Annotated in this window: 19 protein-coding genes; 16 read left to right on the top strand and 3 right to left on the bottom strand. The window is 70.4% G+C overall.

The annotated features are described in order from the left end of the window. The first annotated feature begins 1 nt into the window (after position 1). The 5 genes from AC07Y4_RS09800 to AC07Y4_RS09780 are packed head-to-tail and all read left to right on the top strand — an operon-like array spanning position 2 to position 3,906. Positions 2–643, top strand: coding sequence for a glutathione S-transferase family protein (locus tag AC07Y4_RS09800; RefSeq protein WP_487848622.1), 642 nt, complete (start codon positions 2–4; stop codon positions 641–643). Positions 644–648: 5 nt separating this feature from the next. Further along, a complete protein-coding gene (locus tag AC07Y4_RS09795) occupies positions 649–1,572 on the top strand; it encodes a PhzF family phenazine biosynthesis protein (RefSeq protein WP_495274443.1) in 924 nt (307 codons plus the stop codon). A gap of 13 nt (positions 1,573–1,585) precedes the next feature. After that, positions 1,586–2,281, top strand: a complete 696-nt coding sequence (locus AC07Y4_RS09790; RefSeq protein WP_495274442.1) for a VOC family protein — start codon at positions 1,586–1,588, stop codon at positions 2,279–2,281. Between the two features lie 5 nt (positions 2,282–2,286). Beyond that, positions 2,287–2,919 (top strand): LysE family translocator, encoded by a 633-nt coding sequence (locus AC07Y4_RS09785; RefSeq protein ID WP_062480600.1) that lies wholly within the window; start codon positions 2,287–2,289, stop codon positions 2,917–2,919. Positions 2,920–2,937: 18 nt separating this feature from the next. Then, positions 2,938–3,906, top strand: a complete 969-nt coding sequence (locus AC07Y4_RS09780; protein ID WP_495274441.1) for a threonine dehydratase — start codon at positions 2,938–2,940, stop codon at positions 3,904–3,906. Positions 3,907–3,913: 7 nt separating this feature from the next. On the opposite strand, the gene AC07Y4_RS09775 is transcribed toward AC07Y4_RS09780, so the two are convergent. Further along, positions 3,914–4,750 carry a creatininase family protein gene (locus tag AC07Y4_RS09775; protein ID WP_354346742.1) on the bottom strand — a complete coding sequence of 279 codons (837 nt, stop codon included), beginning with the start codon at positions 4,748–4,750 and terminating at the stop codon, positions 3,914–3,916. A gap of 310 nt (positions 4,751–5,060) precedes the next feature. Between AC07Y4_RS09775 and pgaA the strand changes: the two genes are divergently transcribed. From pgaA to AC07Y4_RS09750, 5 genes are all read left to right on the top strand, one after another. Beyond that, positions 5,061–7,604: a poly-beta-1,6 N-acetyl-D-glucosamine export porin PgaA gene (gene pgaA, locus AC07Y4_RS09770; protein ID WP_495274440.1), complete on the top strand. Its 2,544-nt coding sequence runs from the start codon at positions 5,061–5,063 to the stop codon at positions 7,602–7,604. 8 nt (positions 7,605–7,612) lie between these two features. Next, positions 7,613–9,679, top strand: a complete 2,067-nt coding sequence (gene pgaB, locus AC07Y4_RS09765; RefSeq protein WP_495274439.1) for a poly-beta-1,6-N-acetyl-D-glucosamine N-deacetylase PgaB — start codon at positions 7,613–7,615, stop codon at positions 9,677–9,679. Next, positions 9,676–10,956 (top strand): poly-beta-1,6-N-acetyl-D-glucosamine synthase, encoded by a 1,281-nt coding sequence (gene pgaC, locus AC07Y4_RS09760; RefSeq protein ID WP_495274438.1) that lies wholly within the window; start codon positions 9,676–9,678, stop codon positions 10,954–10,956. Before pgaB ends, pgaC begins: the two co-directional genes overlap by 4 nt. Next, positions 10,946–11,512 (top strand): poly-beta-1,6-N-acetyl-D-glucosamine biosynthesis protein PgaD, encoded by a 567-nt coding sequence (pgaD, locus tag AC07Y4_RS09755; protein WP_495274437.1) that lies wholly within the window; start codon positions 10,946–10,948, stop codon positions 11,510–11,512. The genes pgaC and pgaD overlap by 11 nt, the downstream gene beginning before the upstream one ends. A 119-nt stretch (positions 11,513–11,631) precedes the next feature. After that, a complete protein-coding gene (locus tag AC07Y4_RS09750; RefSeq protein WP_495274436.1) occupies positions 11,632–12,429 on the top strand; it encodes an SDR family oxidoreductase in 798 nt (265 codons plus the stop codon). Positions 12,430–12,733: 304 nt separating this feature from the next. On the opposite strand, the gene AC07Y4_RS09745 is transcribed toward AC07Y4_RS09750, so the two are convergent. Next, the gene (locus tag AC07Y4_RS09745; protein ID WP_495274435.1) at positions 12,734–13,642 is read right to left on the bottom strand and encodes a LysR family transcriptional regulator; all 909 of its coding nucleotides are present in this window, start codon (positions 13,640–13,642) and stop codon (positions 12,734–12,736) included. Between the two features lie 89 nt (positions 13,643–13,731). On the opposite strand from AC07Y4_RS09745, the gene AC07Y4_RS09740 reads away from it, so the two are divergent. Continuing rightward, a complete protein-coding gene (locus AC07Y4_RS09740) occupies positions 13,732–14,742 on the top strand; it encodes a zinc-binding alcohol dehydrogenase family protein (protein WP_492732689.1) in 1,011 nt (336 codons plus the stop codon). Between the two features lie 19 nt (positions 14,743–14,761). Further along, positions 14,762–15,331, top strand: a complete 570-nt coding sequence (locus AC07Y4_RS09735; RefSeq protein WP_495274434.1) for a GNAT family N-acetyltransferase — start codon at positions 14,762–14,764, stop codon at positions 15,329–15,331. A 15-nt stretch (positions 15,332–15,346) separates the two neighbouring features. Here the strand turns inward: AC07Y4_RS09735 and AC07Y4_RS09730 are convergent, their stop codons facing one another. Next, positions 15,347–16,699 carry a PQQ-dependent sugar dehydrogenase gene (locus AC07Y4_RS09730; RefSeq protein WP_495274433.1) on the bottom strand — a complete coding sequence of 451 codons (1,353 nt, stop codon included), beginning with the start codon at positions 16,697–16,699 and terminating at the stop codon, positions 15,347–15,349. A gap of 130 nt (positions 16,700–16,829) precedes the next feature. On the opposite strand from AC07Y4_RS09730, the gene AC07Y4_RS09725 reads away from it, so the two are divergent. From AC07Y4_RS09725 to AC07Y4_RS09710, 4 genes are all read left to right on the top strand, one after another. Further along, positions 16,830–17,603 (top strand): alanyl-tRNA editing protein, encoded by a 774-nt coding sequence (locus AC07Y4_RS09725; protein ID WP_495274432.1) that lies wholly within the window; start codon positions 16,830–16,832, stop codon positions 17,601–17,603. Positions 17,604–17,721: 118 nt separating this feature from the next. Continuing rightward, entirely contained in the window at positions 17,722–19,893 is a 2,172-nt protein-coding gene (locus AC07Y4_RS09720; RefSeq protein WP_495274431.1) for a protein-disulfide reductase DsbD family protein, read from the top strand. Between the two features lie 126 nt (positions 19,894–20,019). Further along, positions 20,020–20,712 (top strand): redoxin domain-containing protein, encoded by a 693-nt coding sequence (locus AC07Y4_RS09715; RefSeq protein WP_174250269.1) that lies wholly within the window; start codon positions 20,020–20,022, stop codon positions 20,710–20,712. A gap of 235 nt (positions 20,713–20,947) precedes the next feature. Next, positions 20,948–21,342: contractile injection system protein, VgrG/Pvc8 family (locus AC07Y4_RS09710; RefSeq protein WP_495274430.1), on the top strand; the 395-nt coding region annotated here is incomplete at its 3' end.

Genomic DNA, 21,342 nt, shown 5'->3' with positions numbered 1-21,342 from the left:
CATGCTCAACATCTGGGGCCGCATCAGTTCAATCAACGTGCGCAAGGTCGTGTGGTGCGCGCAGGAGCTCGGGCTCGACTTCCAGCGCACCGAGGCCGGCGGCAAATTCGGCGTGGTGCAGACGCCCGAATACCGCGCGCTCAACCCGAACGCCATGGTGCCGACCATCGACGACGGCGAAGGCGCCGAGCGCGTCACGCTGTGGGAGTCGAACGTCATCGTGCGCTACCTGTGCGCCCGCTACTCGCACGGCACGCTCTACCCGAGCGAGCTGCCCGCGCGCTTCGACGCCGAGCGCTGGATGGACTGGCAGCAGACCACACTCAACCGCGCCAGCCGCGACGCCTTCGTGCAATGGGTGCGCACGGCGCCTTCGGAGCGCCAGCCCGCGCTGATCGCCGCGTCGGTGCGCGAGAGCGAGGCGCTGTTCGCGATGCTCGACGCCCACCTCGCGCAGCGCCCCTACATGGCCGGCGAGCGCTTCACCATGGCGGACATCCCGATCGGCTGCGAGGCGCACCGCTGGTTCGGCCTGCCCGGTGCCGAGTACCGCCGGCCCGTCTGGCCCAACGTCGAGCGCTGGTACGCCGACCTGCTTTCCCGCCCGGGCACGCGTGGCGTGCTCGATTTATCCCTCGAATGACCCTGATGAAATCCCGCCCCTTCAAGCAAGTCGACGTCTTCACCGCCACCGCCTACTTCGGCAACCCGCTCGCGGTGGTGCTCGACGGCCAGGACCTGGACGACGCCGCCATGCAGCGCTTCGCGCAGTGGACCAACCTGTCGGAGACCACCTTCCTGCTGCCGCCGACCGACCCGGGCGCCGACTACCGCGTGCGCATCTTCACGCCCGGCGGCGAGCTGCCCTTTGCCGGCCACCCGACCATCGGCAGCTGCCATGCGTGGCTGCAGGCCGGCGGCAAGCCCAAGGTGGCGGGCCGCGTGGTGCAGCAGTGCGGCGCCGGCCTCGTGCCGCTGCGGCGCGACGGCGAGCGCCTGGCCTTTGCCGCGCCGCCGCTCAAGCGCAGCGCCCCGAGCCCCGCGCTGCTGGCCAAGGTGGCCGGCGCGCTGGGCCTGAAGGCGCAGCAGGTCATCGCGGCGCAGGTGCTCGACAACGGCCCGGTGTGGTTCGGCCTGCTGCTGAACGACGCCGACGCCGTGCTGGCGCTGCAGCCCGACCACCGCGCGCTGAAGGAACTGGGCGTGAAGGCCGGCGTGGCGGGCGTGCCCTCGGCGCACGACACCTCGCTGCTCATCGGCCGTTCGAACCGCGAGGCGCGCGCCTTCGGCAACCGCCCCGCCACGCCGAACGACGACGGCGCCAAGATCGACCTCGAGGTGCGCGCCTTCGCCGAGCCCATCGGCGTGCAGGAAGACCCGGTCACCGGCAGCCTCAACGCCAGCCTGGCCGAATGGCTGATCGCCGACGGCCACATGCCCGAGCGCTACCTGGCCGCGCAAGGCCAGTGCCTGGGCCGCGCGGGCCGCGTGCACATCGAGCGCGACAGCGACGGCACGATCTGGGTCGGCGGCGATGCCGTGACCTGCGTCGACGGCCACGTCACCCTCTGAACAAAGGCACGCCATGGCCCCCGCCGAAATCGACCACCTGGTGATCGCCGCCGCCTCGCTGGCCGAGGGCGTGGCATGGTGCGAGGCCACGCTCGGCGTCACGCCCGCGCCCGGCGGCGTGCATCCGCTGATGGGCACGCATAACCGGCTGCTGAACATCGCGAGCGCCGCGTTCCCGCGCGCCTATGCCGAGATCATCGCGATCGAGGCCGGCAAGGCGCCGTCGCGGCCGAAGACGCACCGCTGGTTCGACCTCGACGACGCCGCGCTGCAGGCCGCGCTCGCGCAGCGCGGCCCGCACCTGATCCACTTCGTGGCGCGCGTGCCCGATGCGCACGCCGCCACGCAGGCGCTCGCGCGCGAGGAGCATGCGCACATCGACCGCGGCCACCTGCTCGAAGCCTCGCGCGACACGCCGGCCGGCCGGCTCGAATGGCAGATCACGGTGCGCGACGACGGCCAGCGCCTGTTCTACGGCGCGCTGCCCACGCTGATCCAGTGGGGCGCGGTGCACCCCACCGACGCCATGCCCGCCTCGGGCCTGGCGCTGCGTTCGCTGCGCGTGGCGCATCCGCGCGCGCCGGCGCTGTCGGCCGCGCTCACGGCCATCGGCATGGGCGGCCTGCCGGTCGACGCTGGCCCGCCCAACCTCGTCGCCGTGCTCGACACGCCGCGCGGCCCCGTCACCCTCGAATCGCAAGGACTCTGACTCTCATGCTCACCCTGACCGAAATCGCCTGGTTCGCCCTCGCCTCGCTGCTGCTGGCGCTCACGCCGGGGCCGAACATGATCTATTGCGTGTCACGCACGCTGATCCAGGGCCGCCGCGCGGGACTCATCTCGCTGGGCGGCGTGCTGATGGCCTTCCTGGTGCACCTGTTTGCCGCGGCGCTGGGCCTGACGGCGCTGCTGCTGGCGGTGCCGGTCGCGTTCGACGCGATCCGTTTCGCCGGCGCGGCCTACCTGATGTGGCTCGCGTGGCAGGCGGTCAAGCCCGGCGGCAACGCGCCCTTCGAGGCCCGCGCGCTGCCGGCCGATCCGCCGGCCAAGCTGTTCCGCATGGGCTTTCTCACGAACCTGCTGAACCCGAAGGTGGCGATGTTCTACCTGTCGTTCTTCCCGCAGTTCATCCACCCCGAGCGCGGCTCCGTGCTGCTGCAGAGCCTGCAGCTGGGCATGGCGCAGATGGCGAGCAGCGCGCTGGTCAACACCGTGATGATCGTCGGCGCCGCGAGCATCACGGCCGTGCTGTCGCAAAGCGCGGGCTGGCTGCGCGCGCAGCGCTACATCATGGGCAGCGTGCTGGCCGCGCTGGCCGTGCGCGTGGCGCTCACCGAACGCAAGTAAGCAACAAGAAGGACGTCGATGCGATTCACCCGCGAAGAGATCGAAGCCGCGCAGCGCACCGTGCATGCGGCCATGCCGCCCACGCCCCAGTACACCTGGCCGCAGCTGTCGCAGCGCCTGGGCGCCACGGTCTGGGCCAAGCACGAGAACCACACGCCGGTCGGCGCCTTCAAGATCCGCGGCGGCCTGACCTACTTCGAGACCCTCGCGCGCGAGCAGCCCGCCGTGCGCCACGTGATCAGCGCCACGCGCGGCAACCACGGCCAGTCGGTCGGCTTCGCCTCGCAGCGCCACGGGCTGGCCGCGACCATCGTGGTGCCGCACGGCAATTCGCGCGAGAAGAACGCGGCGATGCGCGCGCTCGGCGTGACGCTGGTCGAGCATGGCGACGACTTCCAGGCCGCTGCCGAACACGCCGCGGTGCTGGCCGAGCGCGACGCGCTGCACCGCGTGCCCTCGTTCCATCGCGAGCTGGTGCGCGGCGTGTCGACCGCGTACGTCGAGTTCTTCAGTGCCTTGAAAGATTCACCGCCCGACGTGCTGTTCGTGCCCATTGGCCTGGGCTCCGGCTTTGCCGGCGCGGCGGCGGCGCGCGCGCATTGCGGCGTGTCGACGAAGCTCATCGGCGTGGTGTCGGCGCATGCCACGGCCTACCGCGATTCGTTCCGCGCGCGCCGTGCGGTCGAATCACCCGCCACCACGCGGCTGGCGGACGGCATGGCCTGCCGCACGCCAGTGCCCGAGTCGCTGGAGGTGATCCTGCGCGAGGCCGACGACGTGATCACCGTGACCGACGACGAGGTGGCCGAAGCCATGCGCGTGCTCTTCAGCGACACGCACAACGTGGCCGAAGGCGCGGGGGCTGCCGCCTTGGCAGGGGCGCTTCAGCAGAAGGAACGCTGGCGCGGGCAGACGGTCGGCGTTGCGCTGAGCGGCGGCAATGTCGATGCCGACATGTTCGCCGGGGTGCTGGGGCGCTGCGCCTGATCCGCTCTCAGGGCAGCGGCCCTGTGTTCGCCGTGCTCAACGGCAGCTGGGACACCTCGGCCAGCAACAGGGCCAACTGCTGCGCGGCCGCATCGATCACCGCCTGACCCTTCGCGGCCGTGGCCGCTGCGGCATTGCCCGCCGCCCCCTGCGCGTTGTAGTCCTCCATGGCCCAGCCGAGCTTGGCGCTCTTGCCGTTGCCGAGGATCGCGCAGTCGGCCGCGCGCTGCTCCGAAGTGGAACTGAAATCCTTCGCCTCGCCCATGCGCACCAGCGCGGGCGTCAGCGCCAGCATCATCGAGGTCTCGATCTCGCCCGCGTGCACGCCGAAGCGGTGCTCCCGGGCGCTGAACTGCGCGTTCGCATCGCCTAGCGGCAGGTTGAACCAGCTCACGCTGTAGACGATCAGGCCGTGCGCGGCGCGCAGCTCGCGCGCCACGATGTCCATCGCGCCCACATGGCCGCCGTGGGCGTTGAACAGCACCAGCTTTTTCACGCCGGCGCGCGCCACGCCCGCGCCGATCTCGTTCCACATGCGGATCAGCGTCTCGGCCGAGAAGGTGAGCGTGCCCGCGAAACGCGCGTGCTCGGGGCTCAGGCCGATCTGCTGGGTCGGCAGGAACAGCGCCGGCAGTTCCGGCGGCAGCAGCGGCAGCGCCGCGGCCACGATGCCGTCGGCCAGCACGGTGTCCACGCCCAGCGGCAGGTGCGGGCCGTGCTGCTCGGTCGCGCCCAGCGGCAGCACCGCCACCGTGGTCGCCGCGTCGAGCGCGGCGAAGTCGCGCGTCGTCAACTGGGACCAGAAACGGGGCCAACGGGGCGAAGAGACCGGAAGTGCGTTCATGCCGCGATCTTAGGACGGGGCCATGGGCGGCGCATGGGGCAACACTTGCATACAACTTGCCAACATCGGATGAATTGATCGCGAATCTGTTCACGATTAGTTCTCATCTTTCCCGATGTTCGGTCCTATTGTTTACAAATTGGCCTAGAGTCCCTTTTCACGAACTTTCCGCCACGGCTTGTCACGGCCCAGGAGAGTTCACGCAAAAGGGAGTAGCGTGTCCATCCATCCACAAAAAAATGGAGGCACCGTCGTTGCCGGGCGCAAAGTCGCGCCCTTCAAGGCATTGCCTCACCATCTCGCACGAGCCGTGCGGGGTTTGCCGCCGATCGTGTGCGTGCTGGTCTTCGGAAGCAGCACCGCGTACGCGGAATCCACTGTCGCGCCCTCGCCGGCCGCCCCCCTGGGCAGCGCGCTGGCGTATGACGCCTCGCAGCACGACGCCCTCATCGTCGCGCGCCGCGCCGGTCGCATCACGCCGGCCCAAGCCCTGCAGCAGCTGCGTCAATGGCTGGCGGCGCCCCTGGTCGACGAGCAGCGCCGGCGCGTGGCGTCCGACGCCATCGCGATCGCGGTGGCCGACGGCCGCTTCGCCGACGCGGTGGCCGTGGGCCGCCAGGTGCCGCCGAGCGAGCTGGGCGATTACGCGCTCGGCCCGCTGGCCGGCGCCGCGCGGCGCACGGGCGACATCGCCCTGCAAGGCGACACCGTCAAGGTCTGGCGCGCGCGCCAGCCGGCGGCCCGCGAACCGCGCATCCACGAAGCCTTCTGGCGACTGGCCAGCGGCGACACGACCGGCGCGCAAACGATCTACCGCGCGCTGGCCCAGCCCGCGCCCACCGAGGTCGCGGACCGCGTCGCGCTGCTCGACCTGCGCGCCGCACTGGCGCGTGCGCAGGGCCAGCCCTTCCAGGCGCTCACGGCCTACGGCGAGATCACCGCACTGCAGCCCGCGCGCCGCGATGCGCAGCGCGACGCCGACTTCCTGCTGGCCGAGTACGGCGGCGCCACCGCCGCGTTCGAGGACGCGCAGGCGGCCGAACGCAAGCAGCCCGGCAGCCTCGCGCCACTGACGCTCGCGCTGCTCGAACAGCAGGCGCTGGCGCAGCAGCTGCGCTGGGCCGTGAAGGCGCGCGACCAGCGCCTGGGCGCAGCGCGCGTCGCCGACCTCGACAAGGTGCTGGCCGCCCAGAGCGCCGCGCTGGCCCGCGTCGACGCCGCGCTCGCGCAGCCCGCCCCGCCCGACGCCGACACCTGGCGCACGCTGCGCATGCGGCTGCAGTCCGACCGCATGATGGCGCTGCTGGAGCGCGGCCGTCCCGCCGACACCATCGCCCTGTACGACAGCCTGCGTGCCGACGGCACCGCGTTGCCGCCCTACGCGCTGGGCACCGCCGCCCGCGCGCTGGCGCAGGAGCGCCGCTCGGCCGATGCCGTGCCGCTGTTCGAGAAAGCGGTCGTCGACCTGCCGATGCCCGACAGCCTGCATTTCGGCCTGGTCTACGCCTACCTGGACACCGGCCGCTTCGACGAGGCCGAGGCGCTGCTCCAGCGCATCGAAAGCGCCACGCCCGTGCTGATGCGGCTGGCACCGGAAGCCGGTCGCCCCAACGACCAGTTCTCCGAAGTGAGCGGCCTGGGCGCATTGCTGCAGCTCTACGGCGACCGCCCGAAGATCGCGCAGCCGCGCTTCAACACGCTCACGCAGGAAGCCCCGCTCAACGCGGGCTACGCCTACGGCGCCGCGCTCACCGAGCGGCTGCGCGAGCATCCCGAGGCGGCCGTGGCGCGCTTCGAGGCGCTGAGCGCCGACCACCCCGACGACCTGAGCGTGCGCACCGGCCATGTCGAAGCGCTGCTCGACGCCGACGAATTCCGCGCGGCCCGCATCCGTGCCGAATCGCTCGAGGCCGACGCGCCCGACGCCGCCGAGGTGCGCGAGATGGCGCGCAAGCGCCGCTCGCTGGTCGGTCCGCAGCTCGAGGTCGACGCCGAAGGTTCGCGCGGCGGCGGCACGCTGGCCAGCCGCGAATGGCGCGTCGACAGCCGGCTCAGCTCCGGCCTCATCGGCGACGCATGGCGCGTGTTCTACGCGCAGACGCTGGGCCGCGGCTACACCTCCGAAGGCACGGCCCAATGGGCGCGTGGCGGCCTCGGCGCGAGCTGGCAACAAGGCCGCTGGCTGGCCGAAGGCGTGCTGCAGCATGCGAACAGCGGGCGCTACCGCAACAGCGTGGCCGGCCGCGTCGACTACCGCGCCAGCGATGCCTGGCGCCTGTCGGCCACCTACGACGGCGACAGCAAGGAACTGCCCTGGAAGGCCCGCGCCGTGCCCTTCGGCGCGCAGGCCATCGGCGCGCGCGAGTTCGGCGCCAGCGCGGCCTACGTCGTCAACGAGTCGCGCCGCTTCGACCTGCAATGGCGCCGCCTCGACTTCAGCGACGGCAACCTGCGCGACGGCCTCGACTTCGGCTGGCGCGAGCGCTGGGTCAGCACGCCGCGCTTCCAGATCGAGACGCGGCTGGGCGTCGATGCCAGCCGCAGCCGCCTGCAGGACGTGCGCTACTTCAGCCCCTCGCGCGACGCCAGCGCGCAGCTGTCGGTGCGCGGCCAGTGGCTCACCTGGAAAAGCGACGACCGCCAGTTCTTCCAGGTGCTGGAGCTCGGCGGCGGCAGCTACCAGCAGGCCGGCTTCGGCAGCGGCCCGCTGTGGAACCTGCGCTACGAGCACCGCTGGGCCCTGGGCCAGAAGCTCACGCTGCGCTATGGCCTGACCTACGGCAGCCATCCCTACGACGGCGTGCGCGAGAAACAGCGCGGCGTGTTCCTGAACCTTTCGATGCCCCTGCAGTGATGTCCGTGATGCAAGCCCCCACCTTCTTCCTCCGGCTGCGCGCGGCCCTGCTCGGGCTGCTGCTGGCGACGGCGTTGCCTGTACTGGCGGCGCCGGTGCTGCCCGCCGACCCCGACAACGGCGTCGACTTCCGCGTGATCTCGTTCCACGACGTGCGCCCCAACGTGCGCGCCAGCTTCGAGACCTCGCCCGACGAAACCGCCATCGACGAGCGCACGCTCGCCGAAGTGTTCGCCTGGCTGCGCCACAGCGGCTACCACCCGGTCAGCCTGCAGCAGATCATCGATGCGCGCAGCGGCGGCAAGCCACTGCCCTCGCAGCCCGTGCTGCTGACCTTCGACGACGGCTACCGCAGTGCCTACACGCACGTGTTCCCGCTGCTCCAGCGCTTCAACTACCCGGCGCTGTTCGCGCTCGTGACGAGCTGGCTCGAGGTGCCCGAAGGCCAGCCCGTGCACTGGGGCGACAAGCCCGCGCCGCGCGAGAACTTCCTGCTGTGGCGCGAGGCCGCCGAGATGGCGCGCTCGCCCCTGGTCGAGTTCGCCAGCCACACCGACGCGATGCACACCGGCATCCAGGCCAACCCGCAGGGCAACATGCTGCCGGCCGCGGCCACGCACCGCTACGACCCGAAGACCAGCCGCTACGAGGACGACGCCGCCTACCTGCGCCGCATCGAGACCGACCTGCGCCGCAGCCGCGAGCTGATCGAGAAGCGCACCGGCGCCAAGGTGCGCGCCACCGTGTGGCCCTACGGCGCCTACAACACGCCCGCGCTGGAAGCCTCGGCGCGCGTGGGCATGCCGATCACCTTCACGCTCGACGACGGCGCGAACACGAAGGAGATTCCGCTCAACCGCATTCGCCGCGCGCTGGCCGCCTACGACAACGAGGCGCCCGACTACGTGCAGATGCTGCGCAGCCCGGTGGGCGGCGAGGTGCGCCCGATCAACCGCGTGATGCACGTCGACCTGGACTACGTGTACGACGCCGACCCGGCCCAGCAGGAGCGCAACCTCTCGGCACTGATCGAGCGCGTGGCCGCCGTGCGCCCGCGCTCGGTGTTCCTGCAGGCCTATGCCGACCCCGACGGCGACGGCGTGGCCGACGCGCTGTACTTTCCCAACCGCCACCTGCCGATGCGCGCCGACCTGTTCGCCCGCGCCGCCTGGCAGCTGCGCAGCCGCACCGGCGTGAAGGTCTACGCGTGGATGCCCGTCACAGCTTACCGGCTGCCGGCGTCGAACCCGCTGGCCACGCACACGGTGCGCACGCTCAAGGGCGACGCGCCGGCCGACCGCTACCACCGGCTCTCGCCCTTCGACCCGGCCGTGCGCACGCTGGTCGGCGACCTGTACGAAGACCTGGGCCGCCACACCTTCTTCGAAGGCCTGCTGTTCCACGACGACGCCATGCTCTCGGACGACGAGGACGCCAGCCCCGCCGCGCTCGACACCTACCGCCGCTGGGGCCTGCCGGCCGACGTGGCCGCGCTGCGCGCCGACCCCGCGCTCATGGCCCGCTGGACCGCCGCCAAGACCCGCTACCTGATCGACTTCACGCACGAACTCGCGGCGCGCGTGGGCACCTGGCGCCCCGCGCTGGAGACGGCGCGCAACCTCTACGCGCGGCCGGTGCTCGAACCCGCGGCCGAGCAATGGTTTGCCCAAAACTATGAAGCCTCGCTTGCCGCCTACGACTACGTCGGCCTGATGGCCATGCCGCGCATGGAGCAGGAGGCCCGCACCCCGGCCGACAGCGACGCCTGGCTGGGCCGCCTGGCCCAGCGCGCGGCCGCCACGCCGCACGGCCTGGACCGCACCGTGTTCGAGCTGCAGGCGCGCGACTGGCGCACCGGCCGACCCGTGGCCGACGCCGAGCTCACGCGCCAGTGGACCCTGCTGCAGCGCGCCGGCGTGCGCCATCTGGGCTACTACCCCGACGACTTCCTGAACAACCAGCCCTCGCTGGAGACCGTGCGCCGCGCGATCTCGGTGCGTTCGCTGCTGTCGCGCGCCCCCCGGCGCAACCACGACGCCGCCACGCTGCCGCCTGAAGGAGGGAAGCCCCGATGAACACGCTCCAGATGCTGGTGGACCTGATTCCGCCGGTGCTCTTCGGCTTCGTCTTCTACTACCCGTTCTTCATGGCGTGGGTGTGGATCGCGGGCGGCCTCTCGCACGCGTGGTCGTTCGAGCGCAAGCGCGACGTCGAGGCCGACCCGCTGCCGCTGCTGCCCTCGCAGCCGCTCGTGACCGTGGTGGTGCCCTGCTTCAACGAGGCGCCGCACCTGCGCGAAGTGATCGAGCAGCTGATGCGCACGCGCTACCCGAACTACGAGGTGATCGCCGTCAACGACGGCAGCACCGACGGCACCGGCGAGCTGCTCGACGAGATGACGCTGGAGTTCAGCCGCCTGCGCGTGATCCACAACGCCAGCAACCAGGGCAAGGCCGTGGGCCTGAACACCGCCTGCCAGCTGGCGCGCGGCGAGTACATCCTGGGCATCGACGGCGACGCGCTGGTCGACCCCAACGCCATTGCGTGGATGCTCAAGCGCATGCTGGCCTCGGATCGCATCGGCGCCGTCACCGGCAACCCGCGCATCCGCACGCGCACCACGCTGCTGGGGCGAATGCAGGTGGGCGAGTTCTCGTCGATCATCGGCCTCATCAAGCGCTCGCAGCAACTCATCGGCACGCTCTTTACGGTGTCGGGCGTGCTGGCCATGTTCCGCCGCCGCGCCGTGCTCGAAGTGGGCTTCTGGAGCCCCGACGTGCTCACCGAGGACATCGACATGAGCTGGAAGCTCCAGCTCGCCGGCTGGCGCCTGCGCTTCGAGCCGCGCGCGCTGTGCTGGATCCTCATGCCCGAGACCCTGCGCGGCCTGTGGAAGCAGCGCCTGCGCTGGGCCGTCGGCGGCATCCAGACCATGCTGCGCATCACGCCGTCCATCCTGCGCCTGCGCAGCTGGCGCCTGTGGCTCATCTACAGCGAGTACATGGTGAGCGTGGTGTGGGCCTATGCGATGGCGCTGGTGCTGGTGATCAGCTTCATCCGCCCCTTCCTGCCGCACGAGTCGGCCTGGCATTCGGCGCTGCTGCCGCACTGGCAGGGCACGCTGCTGGCCATGACCTGCATCCTGCAGATGCTGCTGAGCCTGTGGATCGACCGTCGCTACGACCGCGACCTCATGCGCTATTTCGCCGGAACGATCTGGTACCCGATCGCGTTCTGGACGATCACGATGGCCACCACGGTGGTCGCCCTTCCCAACGCTCTGATGCGTCGTCGCGGCAAGCGCGCGGTGTGGACGAGCCCTGACCGAGGAGTTTCTTCCGATGCATCCTGAGAACCCGCCCTCTTCGCCGGCGCTGCACGAAGCCCCGCCGCCCCGCACCCGTTCGTGGGGCCAACCCGCGGTCGATGAACCCATCATCGACGCCGCGCGCATCCCGCTGCACGCCTTCGGCAACGGCCGCTCGCCGGCCCGCACCCTGGCCATGTTCCTCTGGCTGCGCGCGTTGCGCCCGGCGATCACCGTCGCGATCTGGTTCTGCGCCATCTGGTACGCCTGGCCCTACGTGATGGGCGCGCGCTCCCAGCCCGAAGTGCTGCAGCTGCTGGGCCTGTACGCCATCGTCATCGGCGTGATCCTCGCCTCGATGCTGGTCATGGGCCCGCTGCGCCGCCGCCAGCACCGGCGCGAAACGCCGCCGGAAAAAGAGCAGTCGTCGCTGTTCGCGCTGGCGTCGTACATCGAGGTCGCGCCCGCGCGCCTGTCGACCTGGCAGCGCACGCGCCAACTGCTGGCGCACCACGACAACCAAGGCCATCTGCGCGACGCCACCGACACCGCGCCGGCCGCGCTGGAAGAAGAAGCACCAGCGAAGCGCCGCAAGGCCTGACGCGCAGGAGCAACCGGCGCGGCCTTTCGGCCGCGTCGCTGCAGGGATTTCGGGGCGGTGATTCAATCGCGCGGCGGCAGCGCCGCAGACAGACCCACCTTCTTCCAAGGACCCCCGACATGGACCTCCAGCTCCAGGACCAGCACGTTCTCATCACCGGCGGCAGCAAGGGCATCGGCCTGGCCTGCGCGCTGGGTTTCCTGCGCGAAGGCGCGCGCGTGAGCCTGGTCTCGCGCGACCTGCAGAACCTGCAGCAGGGCCAGCAGTCGCTGCTCGCCGCGTTCCCGCAAGCCGAAGGCCGCATCAGCCTGCACGCCGCCGACCTCAAGAACCCCGCCAGCGCCGTCGCCGCCCTCGACGCCGCCGAACAGGCCTTCGGCCCTGTCGACGTGCTCGTCAACTCGGCAGGCGCCGCGCGCCGCACCCCGCCCGACGAGCTCACGCCCGCCGCGTGGCACGACGCGATGGACGCCAAGTACTTCACCTACATCCACATGATCGACCCGGTCGTGAAGCGCATGGGCACGCGCGGCCGCGGCGCGATCGTCAACGTGATCGGCCAGGGCGGCAAGGTTGCGAGCCCCGTCCACATGGCCGGCGGTGCGGCCAATGCGGCGCTGATGCTGGTGAGTGCGGGCATGGCTGCGGCCTATGCAGCGAAGGGCGTGCGCGTGAACGCCGTGAATCCGGGGCTCACGCTGACTGCGCGGCTGCAGGAAGGGATGAAGGCGGATGCGAAGCTGCAGGGGATCGGCACCGATGAAGCGCTGGAGCGCGCGACTGCGCGCCTGCCGCTGGGGCGCATTGCGACGCCGGAGGAAGTCGCCAACACCGTGCTCTTCCTGGCGTCGCCGAAGGCAAGCTATGTGACCGGCGCGATCGTGGCGATGGATGGCGCCGTGACCCCGATGATCTGACGAGGGACAACAGGGGGAGCGAACGCAGTGATGCGATCCCCCAGGCCGAGCGAAGCGATGGCCCGAGTGCTCCCCCTCCCCTCTGGCCGCGCCGAGGAGCGCAGCGTTTCGCGGATCAGGGCTCGCCCTTGTTTGAGCGAAGCGAGTTTGGGCGAGACCCCGCGAAACGCGAGCACCGCAGGTTGCCCGCAGCGAAGCGGAGGGACGCGGACAGTGGGGTCGCCTTTCTTTGCTTACTTTCTTTGGCGAAGCAAAGAAAGTGAGTCGCCCGCCGGGGCGAGTCCCGGCCAGCAGCCTCAAGAAATCACCCCACAGCCAACAACCCCTCGAACTTCAACGCCAGAAAATCCACAAACCCCCGAACCCGAGCCGGCACAAACCGCCCACTAGGCAACAGCGCATGCAACGGATAAGGCTCCGTCTCCCAGTCAGGCAGCAGCCGCACAAGACGGCCTTCCCGAATGTCGTTACGCACATCCAGCGCCGACTTCAGAGAGATGCCATACCCCGCCACAGTCCACTCCCGCGCCAGCGAAGCATCATCCACACTCCGATCCCCATTCACCCGCACCTCCGTCCACTGCCCCAACTGCGCAAACCGCCACACCCGGTGCCTTCGCCCACTCCGGTTGAACGTCAGACAGTTGTGCTGCAGCAGATCCTGCGGAACCCGAGGCACAGGATGCCGACGCAGATAGTCCGGTGAAGCCGTCAGCACCGGGTTCGTCAACGCAAACGCCCGCGCCACCAGCCGCGAATCGGCCAGCGCCCCATAGCGCAGCGCCACGTCCACCTCGTCCCGCATCACGTCCAGCGGCCGATCCCCGACGGAGAGCGACAACTGCACCCCCGGATGCAACGCCAGGAACTCGTCGAACCAGGGCAGCAGCGTGCTGCGCGTGAGGTCCGACGGCGAGGCCACCCGCAAGGTGCCCACAAGTTCGCCCCGATCCGCAGTGACCAGCGACTCCCCCTCGTCCAGCAGTTCGAAAGCACGCACCGCATAGTCCAGCAGCGTCTGCCCCTGCGGTGTGAGGCGCATCGCCCGCGTCGACCGCTCGAACAGCCGCGCCCCCAACTGCGCCTCCAGCCGCTTCAAGGTCGCACTCGCCGCGGCGGGCGTGATCCCCAGCGCATGCCCCGCCGCCGTCAACGTGCCGCCACGCGCCGTCTGCACGAGCACCTGCAGGTCCGATATATTTTCAATCTTCATTTGAAAGTGTTGGTGATTCAGGCCACCTTATCAAACAGACGTTGTCATCCTACAGTCCAGCCATCGTTCAATAAAGAAGGTCTCTTCCCATGAAAGCCGTCGGCTACCACCAGCCCCTCCCCATCGACAACCCCGAATCGCTGCAGGACATCGAGCTCCCCGCCCCGGTGCCCGGCGCGCGCGACCTGCTGGTGCGCGTGAAGGCCGTGTCGGTCAACCCGGTCGACACCAAGGTCCGCAAGAACGCCGCCCCCGAAGCCGGCCAGGCCAAGGTGCTGGGCTGGGACGCAGTCGGCACCGTCGAAGCCATCGGCAGCGACGTGACCGGCTTCAAGGTCGGCGACCGCGTCTACTACGCCGGCTCCATCATTCGCCCCGGCGCCAATTCGGAACTGCACGCCGTCGACGAGCGCATCGCCGCCCTCGCCCCGAAGAGCCTCGACGACGCCCAAGCCGCCGCACTGCCGCTGACCACCATCACCGCCTACGAACTGCTGTTCGACCGCCTCCAGGTGCCCAAGGACGGCGGCGAAGGCCAGACGCTGCTGATCACCGGCGGCGCCGGCGGCGTGGGCTCCATCCTCATCCAGCTCGCACGCCAGCTCACGAAGCTGCGCGTGGTCGCCACCGCCTCGCGCGCCGAAACGCGCGCCTGGTGCCTGGCGCTCGGCGCGCACGTCGTCATCGACCACTCGAAGCCGCTCGCCGCCGAACTGAAGGCCGCCGGCATCGATGAAGTCGACATGGTCGCCAGCCTCACGCAGACCGACCAGCACTACGCGCAGCTCATCGAGAGCCTCAAGCCCCAGGGCCAGCTCGCGGTGATCGACGACATGAAGGTGCTCGACGCGATGCCGCTGAAGACCAAGTGCATCTCGCTGCACTGGGAAATGATGTTCACGCGCTCGCGCTTCACCACGCCCGACATCGCCGAGCAAGGCAAGCTGCTGGCCGAAGTGGCCGCGCTGGTCGACGCGGGCCGCATCCGCACCACGGCGAATGCGAGCTTCGGCACCATCAACGCCGCGAACCTGCGCAAGGCGCATGCGCTCATCGAGAGCGGCAAGGCGCAGGGCAAGGTGGTGCTGGCCGGGTTCTGATTTGCGCACAATCGGTCGCATGACCGAAGAAAGCACACATCCGCCCCTCATCGAATTCGACACCCCGCGCCTGCGGGTGCGCCAATGGCGCGAGAGCGATCTCACGCCATTTTTCGCGCTGGCCTGCGACCCGCAGGTGATGGAGTTCCTGCTCCCCTTGCCTACGCGCGCCGAGAGCGACGCAGCGGCCCACCGTGCCCGCGCGCTCATCGCGCAGAAGGGCTGGGGCTTCTGGGCCGTCGAGCGCAAGGACACGGGCGAATTCATCGGCTTCACCGGCCTGAACGTGCCGATGGCCACGCTGCCTTTCTCGCCCTGCGTGGAGATCGGCTGGCGCCTGTCGCGCGCCAGCTGGGGCCAGGGCTTCGCGACCGAGGCGGCACGCGGCGCGCTGCAGGTCGGCTTCGAACGGCTCGGGCTCGGCGAGATCGTGGCGTTCACCGCCAACGGCAACCTGCGCTCGGCCGCCGTGATGGCACGCCTGGGCATGCACGAGGACGTGGCCGGCGCCTTCGAGCATCCGGCGGTGCCCGAGGGCCATGCGCTGCGCGGCCACCGGCTGTTCCGGATCGGCAACCCGCAGCGCTGAAACGACCGCGCCGGGCTACTTCGCCTTCGACACGCGCCACACCGCGTTGCCCACGTCGTCCGCCACCAGCAGCGCGCCGCCCTTGTCGAGCGCCACGCCCACCGGCCGGCCGTGGGCCTTTTCGTCGGCGCTCAGGAAGCCCGTGAGGATGTCGACCGGCGGCCCGCTCGGCTTGCCGCCGATGAAGGGCACGAACACCACCTTGTAGCCCGACTTGGGCTTGCGGTTCCACGAGCCGTGCTCGCCGATGAAGGCGCCGTTCGCGAACTCGGGCGGCATGCCGCGCGCGTGCGAGAACACCAGCCCCAGCGGCGCGACGTGCGCGCCCAGCGCGTAGTCGGGCGCCAGCGCCTTGGCCACCAGTTCCGGCCTTTGCGGCGTGACGCGCGCATCGACCACGCCGCCCCAGTAGCTCCAGGGCCAGCCGTAGAAGGCGCCGTCTTTCACCGAGGTGAGGTAGTCGGGCACGAGGTCGCTGCCGATTTCGTCGCGCTCGTTCACCACGGTCCACAGCACATTCGTCTCGGGCTCCCAGCCCAGGCCGTTGGGGTTGCGCAGGCCGCTGGCGAACAGGCGCTTCTCGCCGCTCTTCGCATCGACCTCCCAGATCGCGGCGCGGCCCTCTTCGGCCGCCATGCCGTTCTCGCCGATGTTGCTGTTGGAGCCGACCGTGACATACAGCTTGCTGCCGTCGGCGCTGGCGATGACGTTCTTGGTCCAGTGGTGGTTGATGCCCGCGGGCAGCGCCGTCACCACGGTGGGCGTGGCGCTGACCGAGGTCTGGCCCTCGGTGTAGGGCACCTTCACGAGCGCGTCGGCGTTGGCGATGAAAAGCTCGTTGCCGACCAGCGCCATGCCGTAGGGCGAGCTGAGGTTCGCCAGGAACACCTGCTTCACCTCGGCCAGGCCGTCGCCATCGGCGTCGCGCAGCAAGGTGATGCGGTTGGCGCTGGGCACGCCGGCGCCCGCGCGGCCCATGACCTTGCCCATGACCCAATTGCGCACCTTGGCGACCGGGCCGCCGGCGCCGCTGCCCTCAGGTTTGGGCGGCTTGTTGCTCTCGGCCACCAGCACGTCGCCGTTGGGCAGGGTGTAGACCCAGCGCGGGTGGTCCAGCCCGCGCGCCAGCGCCGTCACGCGCAGGCCCTCGGCGGGCGTGGGCCCGGCGGTGTCGGTCCAGCCGACGGCGGGCGCCACGTTGACGGTGGGGATCAGCGTCTTGTTCGGATCGGCCAGCTGGGGCCGGGGGCCGGTCGTGAGCTCGGGCGCGAGCTTGGCGGTCTCGCCGCAGCCGGCGACGAGCAGCACGGCGGCCACGGCCGCTGCAGAAAGAGCGAGGCGGACGGGAAGGTGCAGCGATGCGTTCATGCGGATTCCTTGCGCGGCAGGCGGCCGCAGACCGCCGGATCATGCGCAATCGCACGGCGCAGGCGTGTCGGTCGTGGGCGCTTTCCGGCGTGCGCGCACCTCCTTCGCGCATCGTCGCTACCATCGCCGCATGACCGACGACCTGTTCCGCGCCGACGCCTACCTGCGCACCTGTGAAGCCCGCATCCTGCGCATCGACGACACCGGCATCGTGCTGGACCGCACCGTGTTCTATCCGCTGGGCGGCGGACAGGCCGGCGACGCCGGCGTGCTGGTGCTCGCCGACGGCCGCGAAATCGCCATCGCCGACACCCGCAAGGCCAAGGACGCCGAAGGCCAGCCGACGGCCGAGTTCGTCCACGTGCCCGCGCCCGACCAGGCCGAGCTGCTGGCCGCGCTGGCGCCCGGCGACACCGTCACCGCCCGCCTCGACTGGGAGCGCCGCCACCGGCTGATGCGCTTTCACACCGCCAGCCACCTGCTGTGCCACCTCGTACCGGTGCCGGTGAACGGCTGCTCGATCACGCCCGAGTACGCGCGCATCGACTTCCACATCACCGACCCGCTCGACAAGGAAACGCTCACCGCGGGCCTCGCCAAGCTGGTCGAGGCCGCCCACCCGCTGACCGTGGGCGCCATCAGCGACGCCGAGCTCGACGCCAACCCCGCGCTGGTCAAGAGCATGAGCGTGCAGCCGCCGCGCGGCACGGGCACGGTGCGCACCATCCGCATCGGCGGCACGGGCGAAGACGGCAGCGCGCCGTCGATCGACTTCCAGCCCTGCGGCGGCACGCACGTGGCCAACACGGCGGAAATCGGCGCCATGGTCGTCACCAAGATCGAGAAGAAGAGCGCGACCACCCGGCGCGTGGTGCTGGGCTGGCCCGCGGCCTCCGCGGCCTGAGCCTCGGGAAAGACCCGGACCCCAGGAACTTCGCCCCGCCCTCTGGCTCCGACTGACCGGCATGACCTTTTCGCGCATCTCTTTCGCTACTTTTCTGATAGCTACCGCCGCAGCCTGCATGCCGGCTGCGGCCCAGCTGGCCTCGAAGACCGGGGCCGTGGTCACCACCCCTCACGTGCGCGCCGAACTGGTCGCCCATGCGCCCCAGGGCGTGGCGCCCGGCGCGCCGGTCTGGGTCGGGCTGCAGATCACCCACCAGCCCGAGTGGCACACCTACTGGAAGAACGCCGGGGACTCGGGCCTTCCGACGGAACTGAAGTGGACGCTGCCCGCCGGCGTCTCGACCGGCGAGATCGCCTGGCCGGTGCCCAAGAAGATCCCGGTCGGCACGCTCGCCAACTACGGCTACGAGAACACCGTGCTGCTGCCGGTGCCGCTCGAGGTCTCCACGCTCTACAAGCCCGACGTGGCGCTCACCGGCGGCTCGCCGGCCATGGACATCAAGCTGCAGGCCTCCTGGCTGGTCTGCCGCAAGGAATGCATTCCCGAAGAGGGCGAGTTCACGCTCTCGCTGCCCACGCGCGGCTCGACCGCGCTGAACAAGGCGGCCTTCGACACCGCGCAGGCCGCGCAACCGCAGCCGCTGGGCACGCCCGGCGCCATCGCCGTCGACGGTCAGCAGCTGAAGGTGCGCCTGGACGGCCTGCCCGCCGCCGTGCGCGGCAAGACGCTCGAGTTCTTCCCCGAAACGCCCGAGGTGATCCGCACCGCGGCCGTGTCCGGCAAGGACTGGACGCAGGCCTGGGACGGCGCGACCTGGACCGCCACCGTGCCGCTGGCCGATCAGCGCAGCGAAAGCCCCACCGCCATGCCGGTGGTGGTGGCGCTGGCCGAAGCCGACCGCCAGGCCGGCCAGCCCGTGGCCTGGCGCGCCGAGGCGCCGGTGTCGGGCACCTGGCCCGCCGCCACCGCCGCACCGCGCGCCGCCGAGGTGTCGCCCGCGCTGCAGGCGGCGCTGGCCGCCAACGCGGCCCAGGCGGCGGCCCCCGCTGCCGCTGCGCAGGCCCAGCCCGCCGGCACCTTCATGGTCGCCCTGCTCGGTGCGCTGCTCGGCGGCCTGCTGCTCAACCTCATGCCCTGCGTGTTCCCGATCCTCGCGATCAAGGTGCTGGGCTTCGCGCGGCAGGCCGGCAACGCCAGCGCGCACCGCAAGGCGGGCCTGGCCTACACGGGCGGCGTGATGCTGTCGTTCCTCGCGCTGGGCGGCGCCATGCTGGCGCTGCGCGCGGCCGGCGCGCAGCTCGGCTGGGGCTTCCAGTTGCAGTCGCCCGGCGTGGTGGCGGCGCTGGCGGCGCTCTTCACCCTGCTCGGGCTGAACCTGGCCGGCGTGTTCGAGTTCGGCCGCGCCGCGCCGCAATCGGTGTGCAGCGCGCAGGCCAAGCATCCGCTGGCCAACGACTTCCTGTCCGGCGTGCTCGCCGTGGTGATCGCCTCGCCCTGCACCGCGCCGTTCATGGGCGCCTCGCTGGGCTTTGCCATCGGCCTGCCGGCGGCACAGGCGCTGCTGCTGTTCGCCGCGCTGGGCCTCGGCCTGGCGCTGCCCTACCTGGTGGCGGGCTTCGTGCCGGCCGTGGCGCGCCTGCTGCCCAAGCCGGGCCCGTGGATGCACACGCTGCGCCGCCTGCTCGCCTTCCCGATGTTCGCGACCGTGGCCTGGCTGGTCTGGGTGCTGGGCCAGCAAAGCGGCATCGACGGCGCGGGCACGCTGCTCGCGCTGCTGGTGTGCTTGGCCGCCGTGGTCTGGGCGCTCACGCTGACCGGACGCACGCGCGTCGTCATCGCCACCGTGATGATCGCCTTCACCGCCGTGCTGGCCGGCACCATCGGCCGCAACATCGTGCAGGTGCCCGAGCCGACGGCCAAGCTGGCCTCGGCAGCACCGAACGACGGCGAGCGCTGGCAGCCGTGGTCGGCCCAGCGCGTGAGCGACATGGCGGCCGCGGGCCGGCCGGTGTTCATCGACTTCACCGCCGCCTGGTGCGTGACCTGCCAGTACAACAAGAAGAGCACGCTGGCCGACGCCGAGGTGCTCGCCGACTTCGACACGAAGCAGGTCGCCATGCTGCGCGCCGACTGGACCCGCCGCGACCCCGCCATCACCGCCGCGCTCACCGCGCTGGGCCGCAGTGGCGTGCCGGTGTATGTGCTGCAGGCGCCGGGCAAGGCGCCCGTCGTGCTGACCGAAATCCTCAGCAAAGACGAGGTGCGCGCCGCGTTGGCAGCGCTTTGAGCGCCGATGCGGTGAATTGAAACAAGATGACAACGCCGCTGTCATGGGTTGTCACACGCACTTGAAGAAACCGTTCTAAGCTGCAGTTGTTGTTTGGAATTTTGTTTTTTGGAGTTCAAGCTGGCCATGACGCTCTCGCCCACTGTCGACTCACGCTCCCTTCGCGCCGCGCGCCAGGCGCGCGCCGCCCTCAGCCGCGCTTCCCGCCGCGCCGTCGTGGCCGCCGCCGTCGCGCTGGGCGCCACCTTCCTCATGGGCACCAACGCCTTCGCCGCGCCCGCCGTGGGCCAGCAGGCGCCCGACTTCGTGGCCGTCGACACCACCGGCGCCAAGCACAAGCTCTCCGACTTCGCGGGCAAGTTCGTGGTGCTCGAATGGACCAACCCCGGCTGCCCCTTCGTGCGCAAGCACTACGGCAGCGGCAACATGCCGGCCACGCAGAAGGCAGCCACCGACAAGGGCGTGGTCTGGCTCGCGATCAACTCCACCGAACGCGCCGCCAGCGACTACCTGAAGGCCGACGCGCTCGACGCCTGGATGAAGTCGCAAAAGGCCGCGCCCACCGCCGTGCTGATGGACGAAGACGGCGTGATCGGCCAGGTCTACGGCGCGCGCACCACGCCCCACATCTTCATCATCGACCCCAAGGGCACGCTGGTGTATGCCGGCGGCATCGACAGCATCGCCTCGGCCCGCGTGGACGACATCAAGACCGCCACCAACTACGTGAACCAGGCGCTGGGCGAAGTGACCGGCGGAAAACCGGTGTCGATGGCGAGCACGCGGCCGTACGGGTGTTCGATCAAGTACAAGAGTTGAGCGTGCGGGCGCTGTGCCCGCTGGGAATCCCGCTCAAGGCAGAGCGCAGCATTCCTTTCTTGCGTCTTTGATGAGGCGCTGTTTCCCGGCCTGGAACAGGCTCATCCTTCTTCACGACGAATGACAAATCCCACGCATGGCGAGAGAGGTGCGTGGAGTTTGACGATTGTTATCAGTGTGATCGCGAGGCGACTCGCAAACTGCGCGACCTGTTTTCCTCCCAAGGAAGTCGTCGATGCCGCGCACGCTGTCTGTCTCTTCTGCTGCGATCCCTGTTGTTCTTGGTCAGGCTGCACTGGCGCCTGTGCGGCTGTCGGGGCATGAGGGGCTCAACAGCCTCTTTGCTTACGAGCTCTTTCTCAAGACCCCGGATGCGCTGGCTCTGTCCGGCGTCTCCTCCGGCGCCGACTTCGACCTGGATGCCTTCATCGGCCAGGAGATCAGCTGCGAGATCGAGCTCGATGGCTCTTCCCCCCGCCAGCTCAACGCCCTGATCACCGACGCAGCCCTGTGGGGCGAGGAAGGGCGCCACGCCCAGTACAAGCTCACCCTTCGCCCCTGGCTGCACCTGGCCACCCTGCGCACCGACTGCAGGATCTTCCAGAACCTCAGCGTCGTCCAGATCCTGGA

It is taken from the genome of Variovorax sp. GW460-12-1-14-LB1 (genome assembly GCF_059423605.1).
Note: the sequence above shows the minus strand (reverse complement) of the source record. Positions and strands in the feature narration are given on the sequence as shown.